The sequence below is a fragment of the Microbulbifer zhoushanensis genome, from assembly GCF_021729055.1.
In the GTDB taxonomy this organism is placed as follows: Bacteria; Pseudomonadota; Gammaproteobacteria; order Pseudomonadales; family Cellvibrionaceae; genus Microbulbifer; species Microbulbifer zhoushanensis.
This window is the reverse complement of sequence record NZ_JAJSAO010000001.1, coordinates 744,864-761,079: the sequence shown is the minus strand read 5'-3', so window position 1 is coordinate 761,079 and position 16,216 is coordinate 744,864. Positions and strand designations below refer to the sequence as shown.

The following is a 16,216-nucleotide window of genomic DNA, read 5'->3' as shown; positions in this document are numbered from 1 at the left end:
GCGCGTATCCATGCTGACGGCAGCTGGCCCCCACCCGGTATGATGTCATGCTACTGGGCAGGGCTCTGAGGTTTCTCGTTTGCGCTGCCAGTGGCGTCCTGCTGGCGGCTGTGGTGGGGCTGGTGCTCTATATCCAGCGTCTGCCCGACCTGCAGGTCTGGCATACCGCTGAACTGGATGCCGAATTCACCCGGGCATCCCCGGTAGCCACTTTCGAGGAATACCTGCTACTGGAGAAGCGCCTGTTTGCGCAGCTCGAGCGGGAGGTATATGCGAAAACCCGGCCCGCTTCCCCCAACACGATCAATCGCTACCGCCGCGGCAGTATGGCGGACCCTGGCCGCTGGCCGAAAAACTGGAATCACAGTTACCTCCTGGAATCCGAGGACCCCAGGGCGTCGGTACTCCTCCTGCATGGCCTGACGGATGCCCCCTACAGCCTGCGACACCTGGGCCGGCGCCTGCACGCTGCGGGGGCGAATGTGCTGGGGCTCCGTATCCCGGGGCACGGTACGGCACCGTCGGGCCTGGTTTCGGTGCACTGGCGGGATATGGCCGCCGCGGTGCAACTGGCCATGCACCACCTGGCCGATGCCGGCGGCGGGCACCCGATCCATATCGTCGGCTACTCCAACGGTGCGGCCCTCGCCGTGCACTACACACTCGCCGCCCTGGACGATAGCGGGTTGCCGCCGGTGGCAAGCCTGGTGTTGATTTCGCCGGAGATCGGCGTATCGCGGATGGCGGCGCTGGCAATCTGGCAGGCACGCCTGGGATGGCTGCTGGGCATCGACAAGCTCCAGTGGGACAGCGTGCACCAGCTGGAGTACGAGCCATTCAAGTACGGGTCTTTTGCGGTCAATGGGGGCACGGTCACCCATGAGATCACCGTCGAAATTCAGCACCGGCTGCGCGAACTTGCCTCCGGGGACGGCTTGCAGGCAATGCCTCCTGTCCTGTCTTTCTCGTCGGTCGTGGATGCCACAGTGGAGGCTACTGCGGTTGTCAGCAACCTGTTCAACCTGCTGCCTGCCGGTGGGCATGAACTGGTGCTGTTTGACCTTAACCGGCAGGCGGATATCGAACACCTCCTTACCTGGGATCCCCAGCCCATGATCGCCGCCGTGCGGGATGTGCCGCGCCGGCGCTATACGCTGACCCTGGTCACCAACGCCGGCCCCGAAACCCGGGAGGCGGTGGCCCGGCAATGGCCACCGGGTGCGAACCGCGACCGCCGGTGGCCCCTCGGGCTCAGCTGGCCAGCGGGGGTATATTCACTGTCCCACGTGGCGCTGCCGTTCCCGCCGTCCGATTTTATCTATGGCGGCAGCCCGGCCGGCCCGGGGCCGGGTATCCAGTTGGGCAACCTGGCTCTGCGGGGGGAGCGCGGTGCCCTGGCGATTGGCGCTTCGACGCAATTGCGCCTGCGCTGGAATCCCTTTTACAGTTGGCTGGAGGACCGGGCAGTGCAGTTTATGCAACTGGATTGATGCTGCCGGGGGTGTGATGGGGGGGAGGAGCTCTCGGCGGCGGGCGGCCGCCACGACTAGATAATGACCTTGTTCTTCAGGGTGTTGGTGGCTTTCTCCAGCGCCTGCAACACTTTGTCCTTGTCGTAATTGCGGATCTTGTCCAGGTCCATATGGATGGAGAAGCCGGGGGCGTGGTCCTCCAGGTAACTCTGCTGCCCGCCCAGGTTCTTGCGCAGGTCGGTGACCTGGTAAACCTTCACCGGGGTACTGAAGCCCTTCACCGTTACATGGCCCTTGTCGCGGCACATTACCGATTGCTTGATCAGCGCCCAGGTCTCGTGGCTGATCAGGATCTCACCCGGCTGGGCGGCACCCTCGAGGCGCGCCGCCAGGTTTACATGGGTGCCCATCACTGTATAGGACTGGTGGTTGGCAGTGCCGAAAATACCCACGGTGCAGTAGCCGGTGTTGATACCCATGCGTACCTGCAGCGGACGGGCGATGCCCTTGTTGTACCACTCCTGCTTCATTTCCCGCACGCGCTTGCGCATCGCCAGTGCCATGGCCACGCAACGCAGGGCGTCGGACTTGGGTCCCTTGCTCTCGTCATCACCGAACACCACCATCACCGCGTCACCGATAAATTTGTCGATGGTGCCGCCGTACTGCCCGGCGATCCGCGCCATTTCCGACAGGTAGCTGTTGAGTAGCTGGGTGAGGGTATCGGCCTCCAGCTCCTCGGTGAGCTGGCTGAAGTCCTTGATATCGGAAAAGAATACGGTAAGCAGCTTGCGCTCGGTTACCAGCTCTTCCTCTTTGCCGGTGGTAACAGCGCGCCACAGACGCTGGGGGAGGTACTTGGACAGCTTGTAGGTGCGCATCTTGGCCAGGTGCTGGTCGGCGGTCAGCGAGCGATTGGCGCGCTTCAGGTGGTCAATCTGGGAATGGGTATAAAACGCATAGGCACAGAAATAGGTAAAGACGCCGATCAGGCTGGCAACACTGATACTCAGGTCAGCGTTGATCACCAGTGCCGGGCGGTGCAGCATGTAGCCCACCGCGACACCCAGCAACAGGCCGGTATTGTGCTCGAACCAGCGTCGCCCGCCGCCCTGGGTCAGGGCATTGAACTGCACCATGGTAACGAACAGCATGGTGGGGAGCAGGCTGAAGTCGGCAAGGGCAATGGCAACGCCGATCAGGGTGGTGTCACAGAAGGACAGGCAGCGGCCGACAAAATCCGCATTTTCCGGACCCGTCCGCCGGTTGATCTGGAAGGCGACGCCGGTATAGAGCAGCAATATCACTGCCACGCCCGTGACCAGCATCTTGTCCGGTGTCCACGGCGACGACCACTCGACAGCATTAAACAGGGTGCCGGCGGCGGCAAAGCAGATCAGGGTGCGGAAATAGACCGGATACAGGGACTCCAGGTCACGCCTGGCCCCGGCGGTGGTCTCTGACTGGTCCAGCATCGACATTATGGTTTTCTATATGCCCTTGAACGAAAAGTAGCCAGCATTGTGGCTGGCGTTGTTCTTATTATCCGGCTTGTTATGACGCTTATCCTGTCCCCCAAGGACAGGAGTGCAGTGTACTCCGGAACAGTGAATAATGTGAAATCTTGTTGCCGCATTCGGTGTGACAGGTATGTCAGTTTAGGATAATGAGTGCGTCAGGTGAATCCGTTAGAATAGCCGCCAGTACAACAAGTCCCAGATTTTCTTGAAGCAGGAGACAACCATGGATGCGCTCTACGCCCTCCACAACCGGGTATCCGTAGGCAAGCTGAGCGAACCCGCACCCCCGGTGGAGCAGCGCGAGCGGATATTCCGGGCCGCACTGCGCGCCGCCGACCACGGCTGCCTGCGTCCCTGGCGATTCCTCCAGGTAGAGGGACCGGCGCGCGAAAAACTGGGCCAGGTTTACCTGGAGGCGATGGAGCGGGCCGAAGGCCCGCTGTCCGAGGCGAAACGAGAGAAGACCCTCGCCATGCCCCTGCGGGCGCCGCTGGTGCTGGTGGCCATCACCACCCTGCAGGATCATCCCAAGGTGCCCCATATCGAGCAGCGCCAGTCCACCGCCGGCGCCGTGCAGGCGATGCTCACCGCTGCCTTTGCCGAGGGCGTCGGTGCCTACTGGCGCACCGGCCCGCTGGCCAGCGACCCACTGGTCGCCCGGGGCCTGGGGTTGGCCGACAATGAGCGTATCGAGGGCTTCATCTATCTGGGCACCCCGGCCAAGGCACCCCGCGAGGCTCCCGAGCTGGCAGTAGAGGGCTATTTCGGTCATTGGCATGGCAACTGAGTGCATGATCGGGGCCCAGAGAGCTGAATTTTCACTCTTTTTGCCCCCAAGGCTTGCGTCCCGGCCTGCGTTTATGTAAAGTGCGCGCTCGCTGGACGGGAGCTATGTTCCTGATTAGCAAGACAATTTTCCAAGCAAATGCCCCAGGGCAAGGAAAGTTGATGCAGGCGTGCAGAGGCAGCAACCAGCGCCCAAAACGCAACAAGCAGTTTCGGTGAGGTGTCCGAGTGGCTGAAGGAGCACGCCTGGAAAGTGTGTATACCGAAAGGTATCGAGGGTTCGAATCCCTCCCTCACCGCCATATCATGAGGAAAATCAAGGGGTTATAGCGGCCTGTTTGATCTACCCAACAAAAAGCCCAACATCCGGTAAGGTTGTTGGGCTTTTTTCGTTATGGGGCATGGGTGCTGCTGGCAGAGGTGATATGACGAATCACTTACCCTTAGGGGCGAATAAGTATTTAGTGATGACGAGTACTAGGCCGAAGATCTCTGCGAGGGTGCCTGCCATATAAAGGTTTAGCGACCACTGTTCATAGTCAAGCTGCCCAAGCCCCACGAGGAAAAAGACCAGGTTCATTATCCCTAGTTGGAGAGCCAGTATAACCAAGAGTCCTTGAGCATACCCTTTGCGTAAAGCTCTATCGGTCTTTAGGTCCTCGACCTTCTGGCCCGTGAGTGGGTCTGTTACCTTGGTTTTAGAGTTATCTTTGAGCCTAGACCTGATCGCATTGAGTAAAGTGTTCCGGTCTCGTGCACCTGCCGCTTCAGCTCTGGCTCGATCTGCCGTCTCTTCAGCTCTGGCTCGCTCTGCCGCCTCTTCAGCTCTGGCTCGCTCTGCCGCCTCTTCAGCTCTGGCTCGCTCTTTGGCCTCTGCATCCATACCAGTCACCGTAGGCCCAGCTTATTCAGTCGGTATTGCATTGCCTCGGCAGACACGCCGAAGAATAGCGCCAACTCTATGTGGCTTTTTCCTTCCTTATGGAGTTTCTGTACGGTGGCCTTAGGCATCAGCAGGTTTGCTGCAAATTGGTTCGCGAAAACCTCTTCAGGGTCCGTTCCCTGAGCTGCGAGCGATCCTCGGTAGTCGATGAATTCGTATTCTTCAGCGTTGCCAGATTCAGCCCTGGCTACAAAGTGACCAATTTCGTGGGCGCAGGAGAAGCGCTTACGATTTGGGTGGTCTTCGCTGTGTAAGGCAATCACAGGATCCTCCCCAGCCTCTTTAATAAGGGCTCCTGACACCTCTGGGGGGAGGTCGGTGTCAAAAACGTCCAGTCCTAGCTTTCGAGCGATGGTTACTGGATCGACGGGAAACTCGTCATCTGGCCACGCGGCCCGAAGCACCTTTTCCGCAGTATTTTCTGGTGTTAACGACATTTGTCTGAATTTTAACCATGTTCAAGGTGGTAGGCTGAGTATATCCTGCGGTAATGTTGCCGTATGAGCAAGCGCTACGTCATAGGGGCTGCATGCTTGGGCTTTTTGGCACTTGTGATATGGAGGGTGCTTTTATGAGTCTGCATTGGGGGCAGGGGAGAGCGCCGGATGAGCAGAGACAAGAGGCCTGCATAGGCACTTTTAAAAAGTCCGGTCACCCAAGGGCCTCCGCCAAAGACCTTCCAGAATAGGCCGTCAGCTTCGTTGCTCAAGCAGCAAGCCGGCCATGATACTATTCCCGCCATGAATAAAATAACAAGCAATAGGATGTAGGGCACCCATGTCACTAGATGTCTCACGCTCACTGAAAAATTTGAGCTTGCCTCATGTTGAGGCAGAAGGAGTTCAGGCGTTTATAAGTCGGTGGAAGAACACGCAGGGATCTGGAGCCGAGCTGGCAGATTTCCAGTCCTTTCTTCGTGACCTATGTGATGCGTTAAACCTTCCAAAGCCGGATCCCAAGAGTGACGCGAGCAAGGCAAACGAATATATATTCGAGCGCCCCGTAGACATTTACGACGCTACCGGTGCTGCCAAACCCGGTAAAAATCGCATTGACCTTTATCGTCGTGACTGCTTCGTGATGGAGGCGAAGCAGACTGATAGAGAGATTGGCTCACAAAGCTGGTACAACGCCATGCAGAAGGCCAAGAACCAAGCGGATGAGTATGTGCGGAGCTTGCCTGGTGACGAGGGAAGGCCGCCTTTTATCGTACTCGTAGACGTTGGTCGAAGTATACAGCTATACGCCGAATTCAGTCGCAGTGGCGGCATATATGTGCCTTTCCCAGATCCTGGCCACTACACAATCAAGCTGGAAGATATAAGCGAGCCTGCAGTTCAGCAGCGCCTGCAATGTCTCTGGCTGGCCCCTGATAGCCTCGATCCAAGCAAGTATGCAGCAGAAGTTACTCGTGATGTAAGCGCGCGCCTAGCCGAACTAGCGAAGTCTTTGGAGCAAGCGGGTTTTCGTGTAGACCGTACTGCGCATTTTCTTAAGCGCTGCCTATTCACCATGTTTAGCGAGGACGTGGGGCTTATTCCCGAGGGTAGCTTCACAAGCTTGCTAGAAAGGCTGCGGCAGCGCCCAGAGCACTTCGTGCCAGCGATGGAGAGTCTCTGGCGCACAATGAATGCTGGGGGCTTCGAGGGGCAGCTAGAAGAAATCTTGCCGCGTTTTAACGGCGGCCTCTTTACTGATATTGATCCCATCCCTCTAGATGCACAGCAAATTGAGCTCTTAATCGAGGCGGCTAGGGCAGATTGGCGATACGTCGAACCAGCAATATTTGGCACACTTCTAGAGAGAGCTCTTGATCCGAGAGAACGTCACAAGCTAGGTGCTCACTTTACACCGAGAAGTTATGTAGAGCGCTTAGTAATGCCTACGGTTATTGAGCCATTACGCAAAGAATGGAGTACGGTCAAGGTAGAAGTAGAGATGCATTTACAGGCTGGCAAGGATGCTAAGGCCCTAGAGTGTATGCGACAGTTTCATTACCGCCTCTGTAGCACGAAAGTGCTTGACCCCGCCTGTGGAAGTGGAAATTTTTTGTATGTTGCATTGGAGCACTTGAAGCGATTAGAGGGGGAGGTCCTTAACCGCCTTCGAGATCTCAGTGCAGGGCAAACTTCCTTTGATACCGAAGGGCTGACTGTAGACCCTCACCAATTCCTAGGTTTAGAGCTCAATCCGCGCGCTGCAGCTATTGCTGAAATAGTACTTTGGATAGGGTACTTGCAGTGGCATTTCAAAATTAATGGAAAGCTGGATCTGCCCGAGCCAATTTTGCGGGACTTTAAAAATATTGAGAACCGAGATGCTCTTATAGAATTTGAGGATAAGGTACCTGTAAAGGATGAGGCTGGAGAAAAGATAACTATTTGGGACGGGATTTCCTATAAAGCTAGCTCTGTTACGGGAAAGCTTGTCCCTGATGAAACTGGCCGGCTTCCCCTTTACCACTATATCAAGCCCAGTAAAGCAGAGTGGCCTGAGGCAGACTTCATTGTAGGGAATCCACCATTTATTGGTGATAAGGCTATGCGCAGAGCCCTTGGGGGTGGCTACGTTGACGCAATACGAAAGGTGTGGGGGGAGCTGGCAGAGTCCACGGATTTCGTGATGTATTGGTGGCATATAGCGGCACAAAAGGTCCGTGCAGGCAGCGTAAAACAATTCGGATTTATTACAACAAATAGTCTCAGGCAGACCTTTAATAGACGCGTCATTGAGACGCACTTAAACGATAATAAGAAGCCGCTCTCTATTGCCTTTGCAATTCCTGACCACCCTTGGGTCGACAGCAACGACGGCGCGAGTGTTCGGATAGCTATGACAGTGGGGGTCGCGGGAGAGAGAAGCGGTTTACTGCGACAAGTTCTTAGAGAGGAGTCTGGAGAGGACGAGGCCAGTAATATTGAGCTGGCCTCCCGTCAGGGAAAAATTTTCTCTGATTTGACCGTTGGGGCAAATGTGGCGGGGGCGGGAAAACTCCTAGCTAATGGCGGAATATCCTCTAACGGCATGATGCTTGCCGGTTCTGGCTTTATCGTTACGCAAGATGAGGCGGAATCGCTAGGCTATGGCGTGAAGCCGGAGCTGAGTGAGATAGTGCATCCATATCGAAATGGTCGGGATTTGGCCCAGTCTCCAAGAGGAGTAATGCTGATAGACCTGTACGGCTATGAGGCGGAAGAAGTCCGGGAAAAATTTCCCCACGTATACCAGTGGATCCTAGAGAGAGTGAAGCCCGAGCGTGATAATAATCGCCGGAAGCGGCTAAAAGAAAAGTGGTGGCTATTTGGCGAGGTGCGTAAAAGCTGGCGCTCGATGTCTGAAGGGCTTTCGAAATACATTGCCACGGTTGAGACAACAAAGCACCGAGTTTTTACGGTGCTCGATAAGACGATAAAACCTGACCACATGCTAGTTAATATCGCTGTTGAAAATAATGCGATCTTAGGAGTTCTGTCGAGTAGGGTTCATGTTTGCTGGGCCTTGGCTGCGGGTGGGCGTCTTGGCGTAGGGAATGACCCTAGATACAATAAGAGTAGGTGCTTCGAAACATTTCCTTTTCCTGTTCTTAGTGATTTTCAGGCCGAAAGAATAGGTAAGCTTGCTGCACGTATTGATGCCCAGAGGAAAGAGCGGCAAGCCGAGTATTCCAGTCTAACATTGACAGGTATTTATAATGTGCTCGACAAACTGCGTAGAGACGAAGCTCTCACGGAGAAAGAGCAGGAGATAAATAGTCGCGGACTCGTTTCGACACTCCGGGAGCTCCACGATGAGCTTGATCGTGAGGTTATGAATGCTTATGGCTGGAGCGACCTCGCAGAGGCGTTGGTGGGCTTACCTGGTGCGACTACACCGCTAGTGGAGAAAGCTGCTGTACAAACTGAGGCAGAGGAGGAGCTTCTAGCCCGCTTAGTGAGGCTAAACCATCGACGAGCCCTCGATGAGATCAAAGGGCGAGTCCATTGGCTTCGGCCGGAGTATCAGTCCCCAGAGTCCGAGCAGGATGGTATTGACATCGTAAGTGCTGAAGCGAGCGACGCTGATAAGCAGGTTGCCACCGCCCAGAAGTCTTCCTGGCCACAGACAATGGCTGAACAAATTAGCAGTGTTTTAGACTGTCTGCAGAGTCCAGCCACGACAGAGCAGATAGCTGGAAGCTTCAAGAGAAAGCCTGTTAAAGGGGTGGAGGCGGTGTTGCATGCACTGCTTGCCTTGGGCAAAGTGAATGACGCTGGTGGCAAATGGGTGCGTGTATAAGTGTTCAGTTTGTCGATACCCCCCTAGCTGTAACCTGCGGGGGGGTGGCTAGAACTTGCCGCGCGGTGTAGGTGAATACCACTAGAGATTTCTCGTCCCCCCCCCTGCTGATCGGACCGGTTAATAGCTGTGTCTACGTTTTTGTGCTCTCTTAGCCATGTATTTGCTGCATGGCGTCCAGTGTTTTGCTTCTTGTGCTGGATAGGTTCCTCGCTAGCCGCTTGCCTCCATACTCTCATGTATTCATCCATTGCTCGTAGGCGGGCCTGTACCTCGTATGGCAACCGCCCTAAGATGAAGCGGCTATCATCGAGCAATAATTGCAGCCCCGAGGTTGCGCAGTAGTCGCTCAGCTCTTGGGCGCTGAAAGGTGGCGCTATTCGATTCGGAGGGTTGCTACTGCTATAGTCGCTATTGTTGCTATTTCCTCTGGTATTACGTAGCTGCGTGATAGCATGAATAGCCGAAATAGCAGTAGCACTTGACCAATGGTGTCCACGTCCCTTAATCAACTTTGCCAGCATTACGTGCCTCTAGCAGTGCGGGGTTCAATCGGATCACACATCTACGACCGTCGCTCTCCAGTCTGAGGCGGCCTAATGCCGTCAATTCCTGGAGCGCGGGATCTAGCTTTGTCTTTTTGCGTATTGAGTTAGGGCCCCGCTGAGCAATATCATTCTTAGGCACTGTACTCTCGCCGCCTTCCCTGCACCTATCAATTAGCCATTTTTCTAGGGCTGCGGCATCTATGAGCGACTGAGGCATATCTACCTCGTTAAAGAACCGACGGGCTTCATTCAAGTGCCAGGCTGCTAAGCGACACGCGCCGGCGATAGCCTCAGTCCCTATTGCGCCTGTACTGCCGTGTTCGAATACGTGGAAAAGTGCTGCCAGCCTCGCCGCATTGTCTGCGGCCTTGCTGGCTGCGTCTTTTATACTCGCAAGGCTGGCCCCCTCACCAAGCTCCCTCTCGATCGCATTGTAGAAGTCTACCCATAGTAATTTAGCCTCTGGCGTGAAGGACAAGAGCGCCGGCTCTAGGGTCCCCTTTGGGGTTAACGGTGCTGGTATTTCTTGGATTTCCCTCATTCGCTGAATGAACTGCTCTAGCGCCGGCGTATCTTTCGGGGGTTCCCTGTATAGCCGGGTGCCCTGTGTTGAGAGGGGGCGAGCCATTAGAAAGCGTGCCCAAAAACCGCTACCGCGAGCTAGTGGGCCAGACCGACTAATAAAATTCTTTAAGGTTTCTTCCTGTACTTGCAGGGAAATAGTCAATCGAACCCCTTCCATGGTGAGACTTCCAGTGCCGACCCGGCCGACGTCTAGGGCGCCACCATCCCAGAGGACATTTAGGGTCGACAATGTGCGCATTACACTGTCATTACCCATAGAGTGAGATCCTAAGATCGCTCCTCCCTCACTGCTCGATATTCCTCCAGAGGGGTACTCTGAAGCCAAGGTGCGAATAAGGCTCTCTTGTGTGCGGTCTCCCAGTAGCAGGCGCGGCACCCTTGGAGCTTGTGGCTCACATCGCTCTAGCTCATCTAGCTTTCTCTCTTCCTTTTCGGAAGATTGTCCGTTCTTACCATGATTCTTAATCGCTGCTAACAGCCCCGCTTTCTTGGCCTCCCATGCTGCATGCTCTGCTCTGTATCGCTTTATCTCTGGGCCCAGTATTTTCAGCTGCTCTCTCTGGTACTCAGCGATTGGCTTGGTGAAGTATCCCTCGCAGGTCGATTTTCGCTCGCCGGAGTCGGCTATTGTCAGCAGAAAGAGGCTCGTAGGCCCCATAAGCTTTTGATCGCGCTTAACGTCAGCCAAGTGCTGAGTGGTAATTGAAACCGCGCCCAGTGCCGTTGCTGCAACAAGAGGGAAGGGCGCTTGTGTGAAGCTCTGGACTTCGTGTACGGCGTTTCGGATACGCGGAGGTAGGGCATCCTCAGGGTAGGGCTCACTTTCATGAATGCCGATGATGGGCTGTGGCTCCGGCCAATCCGTCTCTGATATTGCTACCTCTGCTATTTTCGCCACTTTTGAGACTGCGCTTCCTAGAAAGCTGTTTGCAGCACCTTTTGCGCTTAGTGGTCTCTTGCGACCCTCGACAACAGCGCCTTCCAATGTCTTCTTTGCCTCGTCGGCTCCCAGGCCCGCGCCAGCCGCAGCGGCGCTAAGTGCGTTTATGCCATCTTGCTCGTCTATTTCACCCCCGGCGATAAAACCACCGATTTTATAAGCCTCTAGGTTAAGCGTGTCATTGCGAGTTCCCTCTTCGGCGCTAAGCACGGCAAGATGTGCATTTTGTAGCACGGTACGCCCGTAGCTAGTGGTGCCGGCCCCCACGGGTTTGCGAGAAGGTAGATCGGAGATGTAAGGGGTGGAGAGGTTCCTCCTCCTATCCCGATGAAGAGCTATTTCGTCTAGCAGCCACTCAGGAGGCTCAGGGAGTTGGCTCGTGAGGGGATTAATCCATTCGTACTCTACTCCCGATACGTGAAGGCTAGGGGGGGCTACTACGCATGCGGTATTTCCGCGGATGTCAAAACAGCCGCACACCGCCGTGGCGGCCTTTATTCGCTCGCCCTGTGGATTGGCAAAATACAAATGGAAACCTTTCCCCGTTTTAGCAGTGGGGCAGTCAGGCATGTTCGCAGAGTGTTTCTCCAGCAGCTTATGGAAGCCAGTCGGATCATCTACATCTACGATAAGTGCATCCGGCAGAAGCCCAATGTTGGCCTCTGGCCGTGCGTACCACCAGGATCTAATTTTCTCTGGATCTGTGGTTGCATCCTTGATGCCGTTTTTCGTCAGTGGATGCTTTCCCGGCTTACTGTGGCAGGGTGCCTTATTGCACGTGCAGTTGCCGTCTGACTTAATAGAGTGAAGAGGCAAAACAGGAAATCCCAGCGCTGCATAGTTAAGCGCACTAGGAAGTAATTTTTTAGTGTCTCTGGTTAGTGGTTTTGTGCTCACGATTATTGCATCTTTGTAGTGCTTAGATTCGAAGGGAGTAGGGGCTGAAGAGGGCTGCTTTCGGCCACTTCTACAACTATGAACGCCTCCGCGCCAACGGAGTGGCGCGTTAGCTACTCGAAGCAGTCAAGGTCGCCTGGAGGTCGCGCACATAGCCAGCCTTCCATACAGAAGTCTGCGGCCCAAGTTTATTGGGCCGCCGGACTTTTCCTGACCCTACCCATGCCCACCATGTGCTTAGGCCAATACCCAGAAAGCGAGCACAGTCGGCAGCGCGAACGAAGGCGTCAGGGTCTTGGGGGAAGGTGAAAGCTGTTTCTGTTTCCATTACTCAATACCTATCTAGGTTGCTTCAGGTTCGAGTGAAAACTATGAGCGAGAGAGATCTGCCGTGTAAACGCGGTGATTTTCCAGGCGATTTGAGATGGTGTGCCACACCGGGAGATACATTAGGACGTGGTAATACGGGGTTTTATTAAGTGCTGGAGAAGTTGGCAATGGCAGAACTTTGCACTTAAATGAAAAGAAAAAAGGAGAAACCTGCTAGGCAGTCATTGCCTAAATGGTGCCTATTTGGTTGTGAAGGCGGCACACAGGCGACTCGCCCGAAAGCGGAGTCGGCACAGCTAGTGGAGAGGGGAGGGTAGCTTCAGCAGCCCCTAGGATTTTAACTGAGGATGAACTTTGCCCACTCCTCCATCATTTTACGCCTTTCATCGACGAGCTCACCTCTAGCATATGCCGCCCTTGTTTTGTCATCATTGACGTGCGCTAGTGCTAGTTCTGACCAGTGATCTGGGAAGCGCCCGCCTTGTAGGCACCAGTCTTTAAATGTGCTTCGGAATCCATGAGGAGTGGCTATGCGCTGCAGCTTGGGATCTATAAAGCCGGTTCCACCTTTAGCAATATCCGCCTCATGGGCGCGACGTATTACCGCTCCCATCGCAGCATTACTCATGAAGTCACCCCGTGCTCCCGGGAATATGATTTCCCTTCCTCGGGGGAGGTCAGCTAGCAGTTCTTGAGCTGGCGTAGAAAGTGGGATTTTATGGCTATTACCGGCTTTCATCCGGCCCTCGGGAATTTCCCATAGCGCTTTCTTAAGGTTGATCTCTGGCCACCGGGCAGGCGGCTTCTTATCGACCTTAGAGCCTACGACTTCTGAAGGTCGTGCGGCCGTAAGTATTGCAAACTTTAAGGCCCGCGCGGCCAACCCTTTTTGTTTATCTATTGCTTCTATGAACCTGGGCATATCTTCAGGAGGGAGCGCCGGATGATGATCTTTTCCTTTCTTCTTTTTGAGCCTATCTGATCTAGGGAGGAGGGGCTTCAGTAACTTAACCCGTGCAGGGTTCCCTGTTTGCCGCAGGTTGGCAGCGATTGCATAATCGAACACGTTCTCTATCCGCTGCCGAACGCGATTTGCAGTTTCGGTTTTCTCAATCCAGATCGGTGACAGAACAGCAACTAACTCGTCATGACCTACATCTGCAACTGGTCGCTCACCTATTGCTGTGAAAACGTGGTTCTCCAGAGTTCGTAGCCATTGCTTACCGTGCTTGTCATTTCTGAACTCGTGGACTTTTACGGCGTGACAGGCAATAGCAGCTTCACGAAAAGTGGTCGGCTTCGCCTGAGCTTCGATCAATCGCTGGCGGGCTTCTGCTCGCTCCTTCACTGGATCGCGCCCGCTCCTGATCGCCTCTCGCATATTTCGTGCATTTTCTCTAGCTGCTGCGAGCGACACCTCAGGGAAAGCACCGAGACCTATATCTCTTCGTTTGCAACCTATGGTGACCCGCAGGATCCAGCTCCTGGCTCCACTCGGCTGTACCTGAAGGTGAAGGCCCGCCACCCCGCCTACTGAATGGAGCCCTGAGCTTGTTAGACGGCGAACTTCGACTGCTGATAGTTCTCGCGCACGCTTTGGCATTATTTTCTTGCTAGCCTTGTTTTATACCCAACATACTGCCCCACAAAAAGAGCTAGATCGGAGTATATTGGCTAAGGCGGGTAGAGACAAAGAATATTCTTAACTATTTGATTATTATGGTGTTTATAGATTGGTTGAGACCAGTTAAGGTTCGAAGGAGGCGGACTCCCTCACCGCCATTAAACAAAAAAGCCCGGCAAACGCCGGGCTTTTTTGTTTAACCGCGTTGCGGGGAGGGTGAGAACCCTCGCGGTTCGACCAGCTCGCGTACGCGAGTTGGGACCGAGGCGTCCCGCCGAGCCCGCAGGGTCAAAACACGCTCAGCGTGTTTTGAGTCCATCCCTCCCGTATTTTTACTCCGATCTGGTTTTCCGCCTACTCCGGGATTTTTGTTTACCGCGACGAGGGGGATTTGGATGAGAACCCCCGTTCGAGCCGGAGGCAGCGGAGCTGCCGGAGACCAGCGAGCGAAGCGAAGCTAATCCCGTCAGGGTGATACCCGCTTGACGCTCTTTGAGGCACAGAATGAAAGCCCGGCAAACGCCGGATTTTTTTGTTTAACCGTGCTGTGGGGAGAAAAGGGCTCTTCTTTAATTCGGTCTCAGTCCCGCTCCTGTCCCTTGTTTTATGCCTTATCCAGTTTGCCCTTCGGCAGGGTTATGCTCTGCAATACCCCATCACGCCGGACCAGGCCGTGGTGAAGCGCGGCCCCGATATGTATGAGAACCAATACCGCAAGGCTTGCTGCGAGCGCAAAGTGGGTTTCGCGGAACAAACCGTAAAGCTCCTGGTTTACCGGAAAGGCGGTGGGAATGGTCAACCAGTCGAAAACGTGAATAGGGCGGCCCGCGGCGCTTTGCATCAGGTAACCGGACAATGGCAGGGCGATCATAAGCACATATAACAGCAAGTGGCTGGACCTGGCTGCTGCACGCTGCAGCGGGTGCATCGCCTGTGGCAGTCCAGGGCTGGCGCTGTCCAGGCGCGCAGAGAGCCTGGTGATGACCGCAATGAAAGCAATGGTCCCGAGGGATTTGTGCAATCCCAGCAATGCGGGTTGCCAGGGCTCGAGGCTGCGGACCATGGTAAGCCCGGCCAACAAGAGCGAGAGCAGCAGAACGGCCATCCCCCAGTGGATGATGCGCACGGTGAAGCTGTAAGTTGCCACAGTATTATCCGGTTTCATTCTCCAGCCTCCCCGGCACGGCCCAACCAGTGTTCCCTTGCGCGGCGGCGATATGACTCGGCGTAGGCTGCGGAGCGGGCGCGCAGGATGGGGTCCCGGGTCGGTTCCATACCGTGCGGAAGAACCAGGGGATCAAAGCTGATTCCCTCGCAGGCGCCGCCCGCCTGGGGTGTCGCGCTATTAATGACAAGCTGGCCAGCCACCAGCTGTCGGCGGGATTGCGGCCATGGCCGGGTGGGGTCATCCGCGTCATCTTCCGGGGCGGCGAGGGTAAATACCAGGTCAAATTTTACCGGGCCCTGCCCGAGCCTGCGGAAGAACTCCCGGTGCAGCGCGTCCCTGCCCGGGGCCGGGCGGATGCCTGTTTCCCGGGCGACCGGTCGCGCTTGCCAGCGGACTGCCTGCCGCTTTCCACCCGAATTAACGAGATAGAACGCATTGATGCTGTGGTACTTCTCCGTGGCCAGGCTGCCAGTGGGCTGGTAGTTCGAGGCCCAGTCGGTGAAGGCCTTGCTTTCAGGGTGCTCGTCGAAAAAACGGCTGATCTTGCCCGGGTCGCGCTTGCCAGTTTCCCGGTCAGGTGCCAGTGCCGAGAGCTGCAGGAAAAAGTCTTCCGGTGTGCGAACCGCCATCACCGGTGGGGTATTCATTGCTGTGCGCCAGGCCTCACGCTCACCCACAGCGAAACTCAGGGCCAGGCTTCTTACCGGGGCCTTCAGGTCGGGCGCGGTCGGGTTGCTGCCGGCGATGGAGAGCCGCCCCACAAAGGGCGTGGTTTGGCTGGCGAAGAGCGTCGCGGTTGTGTGGGGTTCCAGAGCCCCGCTGGAAACGAATTCACCGGCCACACAAAAGCCCTTGGCGTGTGCCCGGCGAAACCCCGCATGCACAGTGCCGCCCTGTTGCAGGTCGACGAATTCCTGTGCCGTGACACCGGTCCCTCCCAGACCGCCTGCGGCGAAGGTCAGCAGCGCGGCCAGTCCGCCGACAATCGCGATGATCAATGCATATCGTGCAACCAGGAAAGGCGGGTTTTCCGTGTTCATTGCCTGGGATACCTCGAGTTCCGGATTTTACCTTGAATTCAAGATAATGCATGATTGCCTTGAGTTCAAGATAGTAGGGCGATACCGG

The 16,216-nt window shown here is 55.6% G+C and carries 10 protein-coding genes and 1 tRNA gene; 4 read left to right on the top strand and 7 right to left on the bottom strand.

All coding sequences use genetic code 11. The annotated features are described in order from the left end of the window. The first annotated feature begins 47 nt into the window (after positions 1-47). Positions 48-1,490, top strand: a complete 1,443-nt coding sequence (locus LVD10_RS03290) for an alpha/beta hydrolase (protein WP_237061821.1) — start codon at positions 48-50, stop codon at positions 1,488-1,490. A gap of 56 nt (positions 1,491-1,546) precedes the next feature. Here LVD10_RS03290 and LVD10_RS03285 read toward each other — a convergent pair whose 3' ends face one another. Next, positions 1,547-2,953 carry an adenylate/guanylate cyclase domain-containing protein gene (locus tag LVD10_RS03285; RefSeq protein ID WP_233005650.1) on the bottom strand — a complete coding sequence of 469 codons (1,407 nt, stop codon included), beginning with the start codon at positions 2,951-2,953 and terminating at the stop codon, positions 1,547-1,549. 262 nt (positions 2,954-3,215) lie between these two features. Here LVD10_RS03285 and LVD10_RS03280 point away from each other — a divergent pair, with 262 nt between their 5' ends. Continuing rightward, the gene (locus LVD10_RS03280; protein WP_237061820.1) at positions 3,216-3,779 is read left to right on the top strand and encodes a nitroreductase family protein; all 564 of its coding nucleotides are present in this window, start codon (positions 3,216-3,218) and stop codon (positions 3,777-3,779) included. Between the two features lie 213 nt (positions 3,780-3,992). Further along, a tRNA-Ser gene (locus tag LVD10_RS03275) sits at positions 3,993-4,080 on the top strand. Positions 4,081-4,211: 131 nt separating this feature from the next. On the opposite strand, the gene LVD10_RS03270 is transcribed toward LVD10_RS03275, so the two are convergent. Beyond that, positions 4,212-4,661 carry a hypothetical protein gene (locus tag LVD10_RS03270; protein ID WP_237061818.1) on the bottom strand — a complete coding sequence of 150 codons (450 nt, stop codon included), beginning with the start codon at positions 4,659-4,661 and terminating at the stop codon, positions 4,212-4,214. 5 nt (positions 4,662-4,666) lie between these two features. Then, a complete protein-coding gene (locus tag LVD10_RS03265; RefSeq protein ID WP_237061816.1) occupies positions 4,667-5,158 on the bottom strand; it encodes an ImmA/IrrE family metallo-endopeptidase in 492 nt (163 codons plus the stop codon). Positions 5,159-5,498: 340 nt separating this feature from the next. On the opposite strand from LVD10_RS03265, the gene LVD10_RS03260 reads away from it, so the two are divergent. Next, on the top strand, positions 5,499-8,996 hold the full coding sequence (locus LVD10_RS03260; RefSeq protein ID WP_237061814.1) for a class I SAM-dependent DNA methyltransferase: 3,498 nt from the start codon (positions 5,499-5,501) through the stop codon (positions 8,994-8,996). Between the two features lie 504 nt (positions 8,997-9,500). Here LVD10_RS03260 and LVD10_RS03255 read toward each other — a convergent pair. The 4 genes from LVD10_RS03255 to LVD10_RS03240 all read right to left on the bottom strand — a co-directional run bounded on the left by LVD10_RS03255 (position 9,501) and on the right by LVD10_RS03240 (position 16,128). Next, positions 9,501-11,966, bottom strand: coding sequence for a DUF3987 domain-containing protein (locus LVD10_RS03255; RefSeq protein WP_237061812.1), 2,466 nt, complete (start codon positions 11,964-11,966; stop codon positions 9,501-9,503). 667 nt (positions 11,967-12,633) lie between these two features. Continuing rightward, positions 12,634-13,899 carry a tyrosine-type recombinase/integrase gene (locus LVD10_RS03250; RefSeq protein WP_237061811.1) on the bottom strand — a complete coding sequence of 422 codons (1,266 nt, stop codon included), beginning with the start codon at positions 13,897-13,899 and terminating at the stop codon, positions 12,634-12,636. A gap of 625 nt (positions 13,900-14,524) precedes the next feature. Next, positions 14,525-15,085, bottom strand: a complete 561-nt coding sequence (locus LVD10_RS03245) for a cytochrome b (protein WP_237061810.1) — start codon at positions 15,083-15,085, stop codon at positions 14,525-14,527. Further along, positions 15,082-16,128, bottom strand: a complete 1,047-nt coding sequence (locus LVD10_RS03240) for a catalase family peroxidase (RefSeq protein WP_237061809.1) — start codon at positions 16,126-16,128, stop codon at positions 15,082-15,084. Before LVD10_RS03240 ends, LVD10_RS03245 begins: the two co-directional genes overlap by 4 nt. Positions 16,129-16,216 lie beyond the last annotated feature (88 nt).